This window comes from Vampirovibrionales bacterium (genome assembly GCA_016712355.1).
Classification (GTDB): Bacteria; Cyanobacteriota; Vampirovibrionia; order Vampirovibrionales; family Vampirovibrionaceae; genus JADJRF01.
The window spans coordinates 1208746-1224821 of record JADJRF010000005.1 but is presented as its reverse complement, the minus strand read 5'-3'; the positions used below and the strand labels follow the sequence as shown (position 1 = coordinate 1224821).

14 protein-coding genes are annotated in these 16076 nt (G+C 62.1%); 3 read left to right on the top strand and 11 right to left on the bottom strand.

From position 1 onward, the window contains the following. Nucleotides 1-21: 21 nt before the first annotated feature. Together IPK79_06960 and IPK79_06955 are read right to left on the bottom strand one after the other, a co-directional pair. Nucleotides 22-729: a hypothetical protein gene (locus IPK79_06960; GenBank protein ID MBK8190176.1), complete on the bottom strand. Its 708-nt coding sequence runs from the start codon at nucleotides 727-729 to the stop codon at nucleotides 22-24. Nucleotides 730-737: 8 nt separating this feature from the next. Continuing rightward, nucleotides 738-1031 carry an acylphosphatase gene (locus IPK79_06955; protein ID MBK8190175.1) on the bottom strand — a complete coding sequence of 98 codons (294 nt, stop codon included), beginning with the start codon at nucleotides 1029-1031 and terminating at the stop codon, nucleotides 738-740. Between the two features lie 155 nt (nucleotides 1032-1186). Here IPK79_06955 and IPK79_06950 point away from each other — a divergent pair, with 155 nt between their 5' ends. The 3 genes from IPK79_06950 to IPK79_06940 all read left to right on the top strand — a co-directional run bounded on the left by IPK79_06950 (nucleotide 1187) and on the right by IPK79_06940 (nucleotide 3047). Further along, on the top strand, nucleotides 1187-1660 hold the full coding sequence (locus IPK79_06950) for a PDZ domain-containing protein (protein MBK8190174.1): 474 nt from the start codon (nucleotides 1187-1189) through the stop codon (nucleotides 1658-1660). A gap of 331 nt (nucleotides 1661-1991) precedes the next feature. After that, complete coding sequence (locus tag IPK79_06945) at nucleotides 1992-2816, top strand: flagellin FliC (GenBank protein MBK8190173.1); 825 nt, start codon at nucleotides 1992-1994, stop codon at nucleotides 2814-2816. A gap of 30 nt (nucleotides 2817-2846) precedes the next feature. Beyond that, on the top strand, nucleotides 2847-3047 hold the full coding sequence (locus tag IPK79_06940) for a hypothetical protein (protein MBK8190172.1): 201 nt from the start codon (nucleotides 2847-2849) through the stop codon (nucleotides 3045-3047). A 72-nt stretch (nucleotides 3048-3119) separates the two neighbouring features. On the opposite strand, the gene IPK79_06935 is transcribed toward IPK79_06940, so the two are convergent. From IPK79_06935 to cobA, 9 genes are all read right to left on the bottom strand, one after another. Further along, on the bottom strand, nucleotides 3120-5939 hold the full coding sequence (locus IPK79_06935; protein ID MBK8190171.1) for a CHASE2 domain-containing protein: 2820 nt from the start codon (nucleotides 5937-5939) through the stop codon (nucleotides 3120-3122). Nucleotides 5940-6132: 193 nt separating this feature from the next. Further along, entirely contained in the window at nucleotides 6133-8046 is a 1914-nt protein-coding gene (locus tag IPK79_06930; protein MBK8190170.1) for a DUF814 domain-containing protein, read from the bottom strand. Between the two features lie 8 nt (nucleotides 8047-8054). Next, nucleotides 8055-8513 carry a D-glycero-beta-D-manno-heptose 1-phosphate adenylyltransferase gene (gene rfaE2, locus IPK79_06925; protein MBK8190169.1) on the bottom strand — a complete coding sequence of 153 codons (459 nt, stop codon included), beginning with the start codon at nucleotides 8511-8513 and terminating at the stop codon, nucleotides 8055-8057. Between the two features lie 21 nt (nucleotides 8514-8534). Further along, nucleotides 8535-9827 carry a SurA N-terminal domain-containing protein gene (locus tag IPK79_06920; protein MBK8190168.1) on the bottom strand — a complete coding sequence of 431 codons (1293 nt, stop codon included), beginning with the start codon at nucleotides 9825-9827 and terminating at the stop codon, nucleotides 8535-8537. Between the two features lie 96 nt (nucleotides 9828-9923). After that, the gene (locus IPK79_06915; protein ID MBK8190167.1) at nucleotides 9924-11672 is read right to left on the bottom strand and encodes a GTP-binding protein; all 1749 of its coding nucleotides are present in this window, start codon (nucleotides 11670-11672) and stop codon (nucleotides 9924-9926) included. Nucleotides 11673-11738: 66 nt separating this feature from the next. Continuing rightward, the gene (locus IPK79_06910; protein ID MBK8190166.1) at nucleotides 11739-12542 is read right to left on the bottom strand and encodes a sulfate adenylyltransferase subunit 2; all 804 of its coding nucleotides are present in this window, start codon (nucleotides 12540-12542) and stop codon (nucleotides 11739-11741) included. A gap of 290 nt (nucleotides 12543-12832) precedes the next feature. Continuing rightward, a complete protein-coding gene (locus IPK79_06905; protein MBK8190165.1) occupies nucleotides 12833-14575 on the bottom strand; it encodes an NADPH-dependent assimilatory sulfite reductase hemoprotein subunit in 1743 nt (580 codons plus the stop codon). Then, complete coding sequence (locus tag IPK79_06900) at nucleotides 14572-15210, bottom strand: bifunctional precorrin-2 dehydrogenase/sirohydrochlorin ferrochelatase (protein ID MBK8190164.1); 639 nt, start codon at nucleotides 15208-15210, stop codon at nucleotides 14572-14574. The genes IPK79_06905 and IPK79_06900 overlap by 4 nt, the downstream gene beginning before the upstream one ends. Beyond that, a complete protein-coding gene (gene cobA, locus IPK79_06895; protein ID MBK8190163.1) occupies nucleotides 15207-16061 on the bottom strand; it encodes a uroporphyrinogen-III C-methyltransferase in 855 nt (284 codons plus the stop codon). The genes IPK79_06900 and cobA overlap by 4 nt, the downstream gene beginning before the upstream one ends. Nucleotides 16062-16076: the final 15 nt, after the last annotated feature.

Genomic DNA, 16076 nt, shown 5'->3' with positions numbered 1-16076 from the left:
GATTCAGCGGGCCTTGGCCTTTTAACGCACGTACAGGCGGCTGTCCTGCGTAGCGGGTTTTCGCGCAGGGGCGGGCGGCGCGGGCTGAATATCCTCGATCTCAAACGTTGGGGCCACGGGGTTTTGCGGCCACTGCGCGCGCGCCGGGGCCAGACGCTCAGCCTCAATGCGAAAACGCGCATGATACATTCGCGGCGCGCCGCCGCCAAAGCGCTGGAAGATCGTGTACTCATGGACGGTTTCGCCGTACAGGCGATCGCCTGAGACCGTGACCGTCGGGCGCTCCAGCAAATAACGGCGCCCGCCGCTCAACGCCACGGTATGGTGAAACGTCGCCGTGTCGCCCTGAACCAGATCCACCGACACGCTGGCCGTCGCCCCGGTGGCAGGATTGGTGAGCGTCACGCTGTCGCCGTCGCGCTCCAGCAGCCAGATATCATGGGCGACCGGCGACAGACCGGCGTCGAAATCTGCCGAGATCAGCGTGGCGGTGACGCTCCATTGCCCGTACATCGCCGGCGGCAGAAAATTGCTTTGACGCGCTTCCAGTTTAAACGGCGCGGCGCTGGCGCGAGAAGGCGTCTTTACAGTCTTTACAGTAACCGCGCCCGCCGTCGTCAGTCCGGGATCCATCTCCAGCGCCTGCGACCATGACATTGCCGGCGACAGGCAGTAAGTAAACGCAAGCAGCCCCCAGCGCACTGCCAGCAGACGCGCTTTATCCGACACGCGCCGCTTCACGAAAACCGAATCTCAAAAGGCGCGCCGCTGAGGACGGTATCCGCCAGAGCCGCCTCGACCGCAATCTGGGTCACGCGCGCGCCGGGCGGACCGCGATGACACCAGCGTTGCAAGGCATCCAGAGCCTCGTCGTCGCCTTGGGCGAAGGCTTCCACGCGGCCATCTGGCAAATTTCGGCACCAGCCCGCCAGCGCCAGACGCTGCGCCTCGTCGCGCAGGCAATAGCGAAAGCCCACGCCCTGCACCCGCCCGCTGATGAAAAAATGACGCGCGTTTGGGGCCAACGCCATGGCATGACCTCTCAAGTTCTGGCCGCTGCGGTCGATACGCAGCTACTCGCTGACAATTTGAAAAAATGCAGTATCATCTTATTACGGATTCCAGTCCGGGATAGAGCCTGCATCCACTCACGCTGAGCCTTTCATAATCATAGGGGAAAATCGCCGTGAAAACGCCGCGACGCCGATTGTTAAACCTGTTGCTGGCTTGGACGTGCGCCGCCGTGGGAGCGCTCATCGTTTGTGACGGCGCTGGGGCCAAAGTGTTGCAAGGCTCCGTGGAAACCTCGATCGTGACTCCCGGCGAGCAAAAAACCGCCGCCCAGCCTTCTCATGGCATCGTCGGGCTGGATATGGTGATTCGACCCGCTTCGTTTCCGTTGGTGCATGACGTGTTTGCCAATACGCCCGCATGGCAGGCCGGTATCCGCCCCGGCGATCAGTTGCTGGCCGTTAACGGCGAGTCGGTCTACGGGCGCTCGTCGTGGGAAGTGGATCAGCGCATTTCGGACGTTCCCGGCGAATGGGTTTCGCTGACGGTTCAGCGGCAAAGCGCCGTGCGCAACGTGCGCTTGCGCGTGGCCTCGCTGCAAACCATGCCGGCGATCATCCGGGCCCAGTTTTTAACTTCGCTGTTTTAGCGCGTCTCAGGGACGGATTTGGTTTATATTTATTCACATCTCCTTCAGGTGGGGGAGAACCTGCCGAAGAGATCCATGACTTCAACAACCCCTCGATTTGGTTCATTACAGCGAAATGGTTAATTAGGGCAAGAGAGCGGCTCACCAGCGACCCATCGGGATAGAGCGGTCGTCGGGGGCGCATCTGGGCTAGGTCATATCAGCGCCCGTGGGGGCGTCTCGTCGCGGCATCTGAAAAGACGCCACGGGTGGGACGGCTTGGCGTGGGCGCGCAACGAGAGCGGGCGTCGTGGTCATTGTAAGGAAACAAGACGAATAGGAGACATGGACGATGGGATTATTTCTGCACACCAACGTGGCGTCGATTAACGCGCAACGCAATTTCGGCAATGTTCAAAGCAAACTGCAATCGTCACTGGAAAAACTGTCATCGGGCTATAAGCTGAATCGGGCGGCTGACGGGGCAGGATCGCTGCTGTTGGCCAACCAGATGAGTTCTCAGGTGCGCGGCTTCGCCGTGGCGGAAGAGAACATTCAGCAAGGGATCAACATGCTGAACATCGCCGACAGCGCGCTCACCAGCGTCAACGACGGCTTGCAGCGACTGCGCGAAGTCGCTCTGGCCGCCTCCAACGGTACCGTCACCGATTTTACGGCCTACTCCGCAGAAGCCGGCAAAATCATCAGCAACGTCACCAATCTGGCCAACGGCACGACGTATAACAGCACCAAGCTGTTAGACGGCAGCGCCGCCAACATCATCATTCAGGCCGGATCGGGGTCGCTGGCGACCGATCAGGTAGACATCAGCGCCGCCTTCTCGGACAACAAGGCCGCCACGCTGGGCCTGGCGCAAACCACCATTACCAACGTCACCACGGCGCAAACCGTTCTGACGCAGGTGGATGCGGCGCTGGCCACGGTCGCGACCAATCTCGCAACCATCGGCGGCGCGCAGAACCAGTTGAAAGACCGCCTGCAATACGCGCAAATCGCCAAGGAAAACTTCAGCGCGTCGGAAGCCGCCGTGCGCAACGTGGACGTCGCGACGGAAACCGCCAACCTGACCAAACTCCAGATTCTGCAACAGGCCAGCGCCCTGGCCCTGTCGCAGGCCAACCAGATGCCCAACATCGCCCTTCAGCTGCTGCGATAATCCTGCCCCGCGGGCTGAAGGAGGCGACCTATGACGCATCTGTCGTTTGTCTCTCCTCTCCCTCGGACGCCGCCGCTGGAAGAAGGCGATCCCTCGCCTCCGCCTCCGGCACGGCCTCCCGCCGCAGCGCTCGTCAGGCGCGTCACGGATGAAAACTACGACAGTCGGCACATCGCCCTTCGCACCGTTGACAGCGCCCTGGCCCTTCTCCGGCGATTCCAGAGGACCTGACAACCTACTGACTCTGTAAAACCCAATAAAGCCCTCCCGGCGCCCGCGATCTTCGTGCGGCGCCGGCGGCTGTTAGGGCTGTTCAGAACGTTCCGGGGCCTCGCGCGCGGCCAGCAAGCCAAACGCCTGCACCGGCTCGCTGAAGCCCTTGACGCGAATCTCGCCCAGCGGCTTGACGCTTACCAGCGGCTGGGCCTGCTCGTACGTCCGCTGGCTAATCACCACGTCGACGCCCGCCTGGCGGGTAAAGGTTTCCAGACGCGCCCCGAGATTAACGACGCTGCCCATCACCGTAAAGTTTTTGATGCGCTGCGAGCCGAAATTCCCGACAAACATTTCGCCCGTGCTCAGCCCCACGCCGATGCCCAGTTCGGTTTTACCCTCGGCGGTCCACTTGGCGTTGAGGGTTTTGAGGGCCTCGCACATTTCCATAGACGCCTGGCAGGCCTTCAGGGCGTGATCGTCAAACGGCACCGGCGCGCCGAAGAACGCCATAATCGCATCGCCCATATATTTATCGTAAGTCCCTTTACGCGCCAGAATAATATTGGTCATGACGTCAAAATACTCGTTGAGCTGATCCACCATTTTTTCGGGATCTTCGTCTTCAAACGTGCTGGTAAAGTTGCGCAGATCAGCGAACAGCACCGTGAGTTCGCGCTTGCCGCCCTTGAGGTTTTCCATGACGCGGGCCGGGTCGTTGAGGATGGCCGTCATTAACTGCGGCGACACGTAGCGCGAAAACGCATGGGTGAGCATGCGTTTTTCGCGGTTCTGAACCGCATGGCGATAGACCAGCGCGCCGATAAAGGCGCTCAACAGCGTCAGCGTCGGCCCGAACAGCGGCGCATAATAGGCGACGTCGCCGCCGTCGCGCATAAAAAACGCCACCACGCCGGTAAAATACCCCAGGATAATAAACAGCGAGGTGAAAACGATAGCAGGCAAGCCATCGAGTTTCAGGCAAATCCACACCAACGGCGCGCAGATGAGAAAGACAATCAGAAAGCTCAGCCACAACGGCGCAAACGCCACGAACTGACGATCATGCAGCGTCATATCCAGCACCGTCGCCACGACTTCCGGCCCAAAGACCACCCCCATCGGCGTGCGATGAATATCATCCATCGTATCGCCGTAGATCACGATTTTATTTTTAAACGAGAAATCGCCGCTCAGCGGCATGCCTTTGAGCCGGTAAATCGGCGCCGCGTCCCCGCCGGAGCGCGTGGCGGTAATCTGCCGCAGGACGTCTGAAACCGACAGCTTGCGGTATAAATGCGCATTGCCCAACGCCGGCTGATAATCGACCTTGTCAGGATGAAAGGCGTTGATGGCCGACATCGGCGCGTAATCGCCCTGAAAGGCTCGCCGCAGCGCATCCGGCGGACGAGAGGCGTAGAAGGCGCGCGCCTGATCCTGCAAGCGGCGCCAGTCCTTCAGCGCATTTTCAGGCGAGTCCCAAGCGGGCGCGCCGGGAGACAGGAATCCGGCGGATGCGATCGCATGCCATTCCAGCGGCCGGGTCGCAGGCAGCGCCGCATTCAGGCGCGCAGCCGGCAGCGCGTCGGCGCTCAGCAGACGCATGTCAAAATAAGCGCGGCTCAGAATTTCCCGGGGCAATTGCGCCGGATCGCGCCAGTTAATGAGCGCATTCTGATTTTTGAGCAGCGGCATCCGCTGATTATCCGCTTGAAACGTCTGGCCGTCGTAAGCGAGATGCCGCGCCCCGCGAAGCGTCAGCCCCGGGCGAATCCCCAGATACGTATGAAAGCTGCCGTTATAGAGCCTTTTGAGAACAGGAACCGTTCGCTCAAAGGCGTCACGCTCATACTGCACGTTGGTAATGCCCAGATGCGCATTCGGCAGGCGAAACGCAGGCTGAATCGTATCCGTAAAGCAATAGGCCAGCCGACGCCGGGCCTCGCGCGGGGTGTGGGGAGCCATTGACACGGCCAGACCATCGCGCGCCAGAAACGACAGGTACGAATCGCCCGGGTCGTAAAACCGGTGATAATTGCGTTGCAGGCAGATGTCGTTCTCGTACGCGTTGTAGAGCTGTTCTTCTACAGACATCGCCGCCGCGCCGGTATAGTCATAGCCGATGCTGTCGCGGGCGCTGACCCAGGCGTTCAGGGCGTCGCGGCGAAGCTGCGTCCAGGCCTGAGGCGAAATTTCCAGCGTGAAAGCAGCGAAATCCGCCCCGGATAAGTGTTTCTCGTTTTTCGAGCGGTTTTCCGTCAAACGCGTCAGCACCGCGTCCGCACGAGCGGCGCGCAGGGCAATTGCGGGCAGCAGCACCCGTTCGCGCAGGGTGATTTCGTCCTGCAGGAGCGCCTCGCGCGTGCGCGGCACATCGTGCTGGGAGGTGACCAGCGGAATCGACAGGCCCCCGGGCAGCGGAATCGCGCGGGTGACGAGCGGCAGGGTGGTTTTATAGGCCTGATACGCGTCATCGAAGGGCGTATCGGACCGCGCGGCCAGAAACAGCCGATCGCGCGGGATTTTAGCCAGCGCGCGCCGCAGGGCCTCGTCGTCTTCGGGGGTTTGCGGCAGCTTGAACTCCACGTCAAAGACCAGCGCGCGCGCGCCCTCCTCGCGCAGATAGTCGACGATTTGCGCCAGATAGCGCCGGGGCAGAATCCGGCTGTGAATGCCCAACTGCGGATTCTCGCGGGCGTAGGCGATCGACTCGTGATCCATGGCCAGCAGTACAATGTCTTGCGAGGGCGAAAATTTTTGCGCGCGCAGGCGCAGCAGCACATCCAGCGCGACGTTATCCACCGCGTCAAACAGCCCGATGGCGCTGGCGAAGAAGCCAAACAGGGTCAGAGCCAGACCAATAAGCCCGATAATCAGGCCGTCAAACCACTTGTCAACGTGAAACCGCACGCGCCCGCCGATCTGTCTGGAGAATTTCTGCTTCTCTTTGCTCTCTGTCTCCCGCTCGCCTTTATTTTAGCGCCGCGCGAGCCGCTTGCGACGCATTGGGAGCGCGCGCGCGGCAAAATTCGGCTATTTGAAGGACGGGCGGCCCTGTCACGCAAATTCAAAGGCGCGCATGTTCCAGATTCAGGACCGCGACTCAGTCGTCCGGGGCGCTCGTCTGGTTGTACGAAGGCGAGGTCAGACGCGCGATCAGGCGCGCCACAAGAGCGGAATCCGGGCGGATGGACAGCGTGCGCTCGTGACGATAGGTCACATGGCCAGGATAGGAATCGGGAATCTTGCGCACATGGCGCATCGGGGCGACAATGACGTCGATCCGCCCGTCGCCGCGCGCTGCGCTGAAATGGGCGGCCAGTTGCGCCGCCTGCGCCAGCGTGTCCTCACTCAAGGGCTGGCGCGCGGATTTTACCAGCACGTGCGAGCCCGGCGTCTGGCGCGCATGCAGCCAGTAGTCGTCCGGGTGCGCGCGTTTACCGACAATCGCGGCGTTGCCCGCGGCGCTTCGCCCCAGCAACAGGGTAACGCCCTCATCGCTGAGCAACTCTTGCACGCCTGCGGCCAGCGCCTGCTTGCGACGCCGCGCAGAAGCCGCCTCGCTGCTCTCGGCGCCCAGCGCGCCCACGCGACGTAAATCGTCGGCCAGCGCGCTCAGATCGGCCAAAGAATCGGCCTGAGACGCCAGATGCGTCAGCTCGGCCAGATACAGGGCCTGGGTTTGCAGCGTTTGGGCCTGCTCCAGGGCCAGTTGTCGGCGCGCGCGCGCTTTTTTAAGCCGACGATAGCGACGCTCCGCATTTTCGCGCCAGCTCAGCGCCGGATCGATTGGAATCTCCAGCATCTCGCCGGTGGCCAGATCGGGCAAAGCCACACTGTCCTGAGTCGGGCGCTCGGGCAGTTCTCCCATCGACAGCGCCGTCAGCAGGCGGTCGCCTTGCGCGCGCAAAAGCGCCAGATCGTCGGCGGGCTCGGCGTCAAGTTCTTGCAGGCGCGTTTGCAGACGGCGCTGTTGACGCGCCAGACGCTCCAGGGTCTGCCGCCGGGCCTGCGCCAGTCGTCGCCCCCGCCAGAACGTCAGGGCCACGGCAGCCGTCAACGCATGAACCGACTCACAGGGAATCCAGCGCGCGCCCGCCGAAAATTCGTCCGTCTGCGCGCTTTCGGGCGCTGCGGGCAATAGCCGGAAGACGGGCTCTGAAAGCGATTCAGGCAATAAACCAGAAGGCGCTTCAGAAGCAGCAGGCGAAACCGTGGCCAGACACGCAGGCGCAAAGCCTTCGCCCTCTGCCAGACGGCGCAAGCAGCGGGCGAAGGCGTCAACATCCGGCGATTGGGCGACGATTTCAGCCAGCATCGGCCCGCCCAGCCCCCAGAAACGTTCCTGAATCAGGCGCGCGCGCGCTTGCGCGGAATCTCCCTCGCTCAGCGCCCAGACCTCGGCGAGTTGCGCCGTCGAAGCCTTCAGCAGCCACGGGGCCGAAAACCCTTCAGAAGACGCGGCGCGCGGCGGCGGCGCGTAAGGCAGGCCGGGGGCGATCTCGCGCAACTGATCGCGATCGGCGCCGACGTAACGCGCCGCGCCGAGAATCCGCTGGGTGCGCGTCGCGTTCTGTAGCAGTTCAACCAGCAGCAGATTGCTGCGCTTGCCCATCAGCTCGATCGAGAGCCGGTAGGCGACCCGCTCGCCAAAATCGTCGCAGGCGTCAAAGGTCAGATCCAGACAGCGCTCGCCTGCGGGGGCTTCGACGCCCAGACAGCGGGCTGCGCCCAGGTGCTTGCGCAACAGCATACACAAGCCAGTAGGCTTTTCCAGCGGTTCTGGAACCAGCCAGCGACACTCCTGAGCGCTCGCCAGAAAAGCGCAGGGAAATTCCGCGCCCAGATTCAGATACAGGCGATGCCGCCCCGGAAACTGAAACAACCCGCCGCCCCAGAACGTAATCGTCAGTTCGTGACGCGCCAGATGCTGGATTTTGCTGACGCGGGCCCCTGTCAGCGCTGTTGACAGTTCGCGCGCCAATTGCCGCAGCGTCAGGGCGTCGAGTTGACGCACGGCGCGTCTTAAACGCCCGCGCTCAGCCGTTTGGCCAGCGCGGTGGTGGATTTTCCCGACACCAGGGGAACAAACGCCAGTTCGACGCCCAGCGCGCGCAAAGCCGCCGCTTCCGGCAGGGTGTCGGCGTCGTAGTCGCCGCCCTTCACGTGGACGTCGGGACGGATTTGGGTTAACACGTCCAGCGGCGTCGGCGCATCGAAAATCACGACATAATCGACGCAACGCAGGCCCGCCAGAAGCTCAGCGCGATCGTCCTGCGAGACAAGAGGGCGAGACGGGCCTTTGAGCGCACGTACGGAGGCATCGCTATTGATGGCGACAATCAGCAGGTCGCCCATCGCGCGCGCCGCCTGCAAATAGCGCAGATGGCCCACATGCAGCAGATCAAAGCAGCCGTTGGTCGTCGCCACGCGCTTGCCTGCGCGCGCAAGCGCCAGCGTCTCAGCGAGGTCGCCCGCAGACAGAACGCCGCCCGTCACCGTCGATTACCCGCCCGACTTAACCGGCGCCGGCGGCGGCGCAGCGCCCATCGCATCGGCGGCTTTACGGGCCTGCGCGGCATTTTGCGGGGTTTTCGCAGGGTTGGAAGACGCCCCGGCGCCCGGCGCAGCGTCCATACCCGCTGGTTTGAGATCCGGCGCAAAATCCAGCTCAATGCCCTGACGCTTGGAACCCATCCAGGCCATCAGCACGGCTTGGCGTTTCTGCATCGCCATTTGCTCGCGCAGCTCCTCGCGCACCTGCGCAAAGGGGACCTGCCCTGCGGGCCGGTAGCCGGTGACGCGCACCACGTGATACCCAAAAATCGACTGCACCACCTGCGGCAGAATCTTGCCCGCCTTGTCGCCGGGGCGCAACTGATGCGCCGGGCCGATAATAGCGCGCCAGAAGCTGGGGTCGGCGCTCTGCTGGGTGAGCATATTCAGATTACCGCCAAACAGGCCGGTGGCCGCGTCGTCGGATTTATCGCGCGCCAGTTTTTCAAAGTCCGCCGGGGTTTTCAGCACGTGGGCAAGGGTCTCCTGTGCGGCTTTTTTCTTCTCGCCCTGAATGCGGCTGACTTCGCGCGCGATGTCGGCTTCAGTCGCCTTGGGGTTTTTCTGCAGCGCGTCCTGCTTAATGATGTTGGGAAGCGCCTTAAACAGGATATGCGAGGCGCGTACGGACTCCGGCTGGTTAAACATCGCCTTGTGGGCATTGTAAAACTGCTGGGCGTCGGCGTCGCTCACCGTCAGCGGCAGATTCTCGCGCTGGGCTTTGGCTTCCACGTATTTCTTAATGAGAATCTCGTCACGCAGGTTCTGGTCGAATTCGGCTTGCGTCATGCCTTCGGATTTCAGTACTTTGTCGAGCGCTTCGGACCCGCCAATCTGCGCCAGATTCTTATCTTTGTAGGATTTGAGATCCGCGTCGCTGACCGACACGTTCAGGGCTTTGGCGTCCTGATTGAGCAGCGCCGTGAAAATCAGCTTGTTGAAGGTCATCTGCTTGATTTGTTCTTGCAACAGCGTGTTCTTCAGCGCGGCTTCCTTCTCTTTTTCGCCTTCCACGCCCAGATTCAGGCGCTTGAGAAAGGCGTCATGAACCGCATCGTACTCGCCACGGGTAATCTTGATGGTTTTATTGATGGTCAGGGCCGTTTCAGCGGATTTATCGGCGCAGCCCGCCAGCGGCAGGGTGATCGACAGGGTAACGCCCGCCATCAGCGTCGCGCTCAGAACCGTCGCAAAACTCAGGCTTGCGGCAAGCGACCGCAGTCGCGCAATGGTCAGGGTCATGGAATCAGCCTCGCTCTCACCAATACAACAGGAGGGCATTATAGCCGCAAGACGCCCATAAACCAAGCGCGGAGGCGCAAAGGCAGAACAGGCCGGTTAAAACAGCGATGCGCCCAGATCGCCGCGCCGCGCGTCGCTGGCGGCATCCGACAGTTGCAGAGCGTCTTTCAGGCGCTTGGAAGCCTGGGCCAATTGCGGCGCCAGCGGCAAGGCCGCCTCATGCGCGCGAAGATCAACGGAGAGGGCCGATGCCGTCAAATCCGGCGATAAGTCGTCCGGGAAGGCGCCTTTTGCGACCAGAACCGCCTGGCCGGCCTCCAGCAACGCGGCAATGACGCCCGCCGAGGCCTGCGTCTGACCGGGCGCCGCAGATGCGACGCTGACGCGCAGACCGGCGTCAAACAGCGCGCGTTCGAGTTGACGCATCAGGCTGTCGCGTTCGCGCGGATGCGAGGCGTCCGAGTCAAAGGCAATCAGGGCGGCGCGATGGCCGTTGGCCCCTTCGCGCTCAGAGCGCTGAACATTGCCGCGCGCGGCATTAAGCCCCTTAAGACCGGTGGCCAGCACGATGCCGCCGCCGCAAACGTCGTAACCATCGACAATCACCAGACGCGCCGTGTGCGTAAACGCGCCGTAGACGTCGGCGACCATGGGCTGCTCGGCGCGAAAAACCACTTCGCCCACGTCGTTGCGCGGGACGCCATCGGCGCCGGGCAACAGCTCCATGGTGGAGGAATTCATCACGCGCTTGATTTGATGCACCGTGGCAACGGCTTCCTGCGCGCCGATTTTCAGCTTGACGCGCTGACCGAGGGTCAGCGGGCGCGGGGCCATCCAGAAAACGTTGGCCGCCACATAGCGCGTCGGTTCCGGCCCTTGGCCCGGATGCGTCAGCACATGGCCGCGATCCAGAAATAGCTGGTAATCCAGCGTAATACCCGCGTTATAACCGGCCTCTACGCGCGTGATGGGCGTCTCAGGCGACGGCCACGTCTCGATGCTGAGCACTGTGGCCTGATGCCCCGACGGCAAGGCCTGAATCGTATCGCCCACCGCGAGCGCCCCGCTGTGGATTCGCCCTGCGACAATGCGCCGATCGTCAAACTTGTAAACGTCCTGAACCGTCATGCGCAGCGTATCGACAGCCTGTTTTTCGGGAGAGGCGAAGCGCTCCAGCGAGCCGAGGAAGGATTCGCCCTCATACCACGGCATTTTTGCTGATCGCGTCGTCACGTTATCGCCCGTAAACGCGCTCAGCGGTATGACTTGCAGCGGCTCTACGCCGATTTCGCTTAGAAAGGCGAGATACTCATCGCGCACGCGCTCAAAGGCCGCCTGATCGAAGTCGACCAGATCCATCTTGTTGATGACCACCACGATGTTGCGAACCCCCAGCAGGCTCAGGAGATAGCCATGGCGGCGCGATTGCTCGCGGACGCCTTCGCGCGCGTCAATAATCAGCACGGCGGCATCGGCTTTGGCGGCGCCGGAAATCATGTTCTTGAGAAACTCTTTGTGCCCCGGCGCGTCAATAATGACGAAATCCCGCGCGGGCGTGTGAAAACGGATTTGCGTGGTGTCAATCGTAATGCCCTGTAGCTGCTCTTCTTCCAGCGCATCGAGGAGAAAGGCCAGCTCAAAGGGCTTATGCTGCTCTTCGCAGATGCGCCGGATTTTTTCCACCCGCGACGGCTCGACCGATTGCGTATCGTAAAGAATACGCCCAATCAGCGACGATTTGCCGTGATCCACATGGCCAACAATCACCAGATGCAGGGGCATCGCCGGTTCGCTCGCAGCAAGCGCTTGCGAGGCGAGGCCAGAAGCAGGAGCAGGAGAGTTCATAAACGCAATTCCATTGGGTTAAGGGCGTAATAAAATCGCCAGAAAACAGCAAAGGCTGTTTCCAGCTTACATATAGCCTTTGACGCGGAGTTTTTCCATCGCGTGGCTGTCTTCCTGGTCTTGGGCGCGGCCCGATCGCTCGGTCACCGTGGTCGTTTCCAGTTCTGCGATGATATCTTCCACCGTACGCGCCGACGACGCCGTGGGGAAGGTGCAGGGCGCGCAACCCAGACTGCGGTAGCGCATGCCGCGCTCATCGGCAAAATACAGGTCGATAACCGGGATGCGTTCGCGGGCAATATAGCGCCAGATATCGAGTTCCGACCAGCGCAGCAGCGGATGCACCCGAATATGGTCGCCGGGAGCGAAGTCGGTTTTATAGGAATCCCAGAATTCCGGCGGCTGGTCCTTGGCGTTCCACTCGCTGGCCTGATTACGCGGGCTAAAGATGCGCTCTTTGCCCCGGCTGCCTTCCTCATCGCCGCGAATGCCCAGAATCAGGCCGCCGAAGCCGTGTTCTTCGACCGTCTGCTTGAGGCCTTCCGACTTGAGCGCCGTGCAGCAGACCAGCCGCCCGCGTTCATGGTTCATGCCCTCGGCCAGCGCCGCGTGGTTGCGCCCCTCAATGAGGGTCAGCCGCCAGTCGCGCACGAGCTGATCGCGATACGCGATCATCGCCGGAATTTTGAACGTGGTGTTGATATGCACCAGCGGCAGGGGCACGGCGCCAAAGAACGCCTTGCGCGTCAGCCACAGCAGCACGGTGGAATCCTTGCCAATCGACCAGAGCATGGCGAGGTGATCGATCTTTTTATAGCTTTCGCGCAGGATGTAGATGCTTTCCTGCTCCAGGGCCGTGAGTTTGTCCATTTATCGAGATCCTTTTCGAGAGAAAAGCCAGGTTGTGACAGCTTGTTCGACTTGAGAAACAAACGGGGGGCTTTGAGGCGCATGCTGGGCCGCGTTCCAATCCGCCCCCGTCAGATACAGACGAACGCCCGGATGAAACCTGTCGCCGTTGACCCGGCTTGCGTCGATAGACCCAAAAGTGGGGTCAAGCGCATTGATCTGCGTCGCCGTAAGCTTTTGAAGCGCCTGTCTCCGGCTTCCGGGGGAATCTTTCATAAAAGGCAGGATAGCGCCAAAACGAGCGAATTCAGTCATGACGAAGTCTCCAGAGAAGGCGGGGCAAGAGCCTCGCGGGCGGCGGGAATCGAATAGCGGGCGATGAAGTCGCCCAGACGCTCGGCGGGCTCGCCTTGCGCGCGCCACAGGGCAAAAAGGCGGTCCACATAAGCCGGAAAATCGGCATCGCGGACGCCTTCGCTCAACAGCTCGGCCAGACGGGTTCCTTCAACATTCCCGCCCGAAAATACGGCGTAAACGCCCGGCGAGCGCCCTACCAGCGCCAGTTCAGCGGAGTACGGACGCGCACAGCCATTGGGACAACCCGTCATCCGCACCACAGGCGCGCGCTGCGACAGACCATGACGCTCCAGCGCGCTTTGAATCACCGGCAGCAGCGTGGGCAAATAGCGCTCAGACTCGGTAATCGCCAGTCCGCAGGTAGGAAGGGCCACGCAAGCCAGCGCGCGATCATAGAGCGGGGCGGGACTGGAAAGATCCAGACCGGCTTCAGCCAGACGCGCCTCAATGGCGGGCTTATCAGCCTCTTCGACGCCCAGCAGGATGAGATCCTGATCGCAGGTCAGTTGAACATCGAGCGCATAGGCGTCAATGATGGCCCTCAGCGTAGATTTCAGCGGCGCGCTCTGGCGATCGACGATGCGGCCCGATAACGTGTGGCATCCCAGCGACCAACGCCCATCGGCGCGCTTACGCCAGCCCAGATAAGAGGGCGTTTGCCACGGCGCAAGGGGAATCTCGCCATTGAAGCGCACGCCCGAACGCGCCTCGACTTCGCCGCGAAACCACTCGACGCCGCGATCGTGCAGCAGATACTTGAGGCGGGCGTGCCGGCGGTTGCTGCGGTCGCCGTAATCGCGCTGGGTGGTGAGAACCGCCTCGGCGACCGGAATCAGGTCCCACTCGGGAATCCAGCCCAGACAGTCGGCCAGACGCGGAAAGGTCTCGGGTTTGTTGTGCGTCATTCCCTGACCGCCGCCGACAAAGACGAAGTAACCGTCGATACGCCCGTCACTGCGCAGCGTTGCGGCAAAGCCCAGGTCATTGCTGTAGAGATCGACCGTATTATTGCCCGCCAGCGTCACGGCCATCTTGAATTTACGCGGCAGGTAAGTCGCCCCGTACAGGGGTTCGGCCTGAGTCTCAGGCGTTTGGGCAGAAGCGTCTTCTGACGCGGCCGTCACGGCGGCAACTTTCTCGTCATCGAGCCAGATTTCGGCATAAGCGGGGGTTTTCGGCTTGAAATGATCGGAAAGAGTCGCAGCCACGCCGTCAAGCAGGCTGAGCTCAAACAGGCCAAGCGGGTTGGGGGCCTGGGTCACGTTGCGGGCCACGTCGCCGCACGCCGCAACCGTGGACAGCAAGGCGCGATGAATGGCCTGAATCACGGGTTTGACGTTGCTTTTCAGGACGCCATGGAGCTGAAAGCTCTGGCGCGTAGTGATGCGAAGCGAGCCGTTGGCGTACTGAGACGCAATATCATCCCATACGGCGTATTGGGACGCGCTCAGGCGGCCGCCGGGGATGCGCCCGCGCACCATCAGCGAGTAGACCTTCGTCTTGCCTTGCGCAGAGGACTGGCGCTGGTCGCGATCGTCCTGCTGGTACATCCCGTGGAATTTGAGCAGGGCGGAGGCGTCCGCGCTGAAATGATCCGTCGGCGCGGCCAACTCCCGGGCAATACTCCCGCGCAGGTAATCCGAGGCGGCCTTCAGCGTTTCGGCCTTGTCCAGGGCCGGGGTCTCGGGCGGATTCATGGGGCAGCCTCCTGCATTAACGGGCCAAAATAGCGGGCTTCCAACTCAGCGCAGATGGCTTTCAGGGCAGCGGCGCGGGCTTCTGAAGACGGGATGCGTCGACGGGCTTCAGCGCGCAGGGCAAACAGCCGCTCCATGTCGGGCAGATGCGCATCCGGCAGCCAGGCCTCCAGCGTCTTGCGCAACGCCGCGCTGAAGCCGGGAAAACGCCCTTGCGTGGAAATGGCCACCCGCACCGGACCGCGATCCACGGTCGACGCCGCAAAGAAATCGCAGAAGGGCGGATCATCAACCGAGTTGGCCCAAATCCCCAGACGCCGCGCCGCTTCGACCGCTTCGCGATTCACCTGCGGGTCATCAGTCGCCGTGATCAGCAGATGCGCGCCGGACAGATCCGCCAACGCAAAGGGCCGCAGGCGAATTTCCACCAGATGGGGCGCTGTGTCAAGCAAAGCCTGCGTCTGGGGCCGAATTAGGGGTGAAATCAGCCGAACGCGCGCGCCGCAAGCCAAGAGCTGAGAGAGTTTCTGCGCCGCGACCGCCCCGCCGCCCACCAGCGCCACGGTTTTAGTGGTCAAATTCAGGAACGCCGGAAACAGCGGCGGCGGCAAATTGCCGGCAAGCGTCTGCGTCATCGCGCCATCATCCCCGAATTGAGAACATTTTGCGGCGTCTGGGGCGCGTATTCGCCGACAGGGTCTCGCAACAGGGCGCGCAAGGCGACCGTCGGCCCCAGATACAGTACGCCGGGCCCATCGGTCAGCGGCGTCAGCTCACCGGCCGCCGCCTGCGACAGGGGGGCGACCCGCGCGCATTGCGCAGCCAGCGTAGCGTTTTCGACCAGCGCGACCGGGGTCGCCGGGTCGACGCCGCCCGCCATCAGCCGTTGGGCAATGACGGCCACGCGACGGCTGCCCATTAAAATCGCAAGGGTCGCGTCAAATCCGGTTAAAAACGCGGCAATCGCAGGCCAGTCGTAACGCTCCAGACTTTCGCGGTGACACTCCAGCGTCAACACGGCGTTGGCAAGCCCGCGATGCGTCAGGGGCACGCCAGCCAGAGCGCCCGCCGCCTGAAGCGAACTAACGCCGGGCACGACATCGACGGCCACGCCTGCGGCCGTCAGCGAGAGCCACTCTTCGCCACCACGCCCGTACACGAAGGGATCGCCGCCTTTAAGGCGCACCACGCGCTTGCCTTGGCGCGCATGGCGAATCATCAGCCGGTGAATGTCTTCTTGCGCCAGCGTATGATTGCCGCAGCGCTTGCCGACGAAAATCCGGAAGGCCTTTTTAGGAAAGAGAAAGCGAAACGACTTATCCAGCAATGCGTCATAGGCAATGACATCAGCTTGTTGCAAGACGCGCAAACCCTTGAGCGTCAGGTAATCCGGGTGACCCGGACCGGCGCCGACAATCGTCACGCGACCGGGCGGTAACGCCTGCGTGGAATCATTTTCGCCAGAAACAGATCGGGACAGAGCCATTAGAATCGCCTTTAA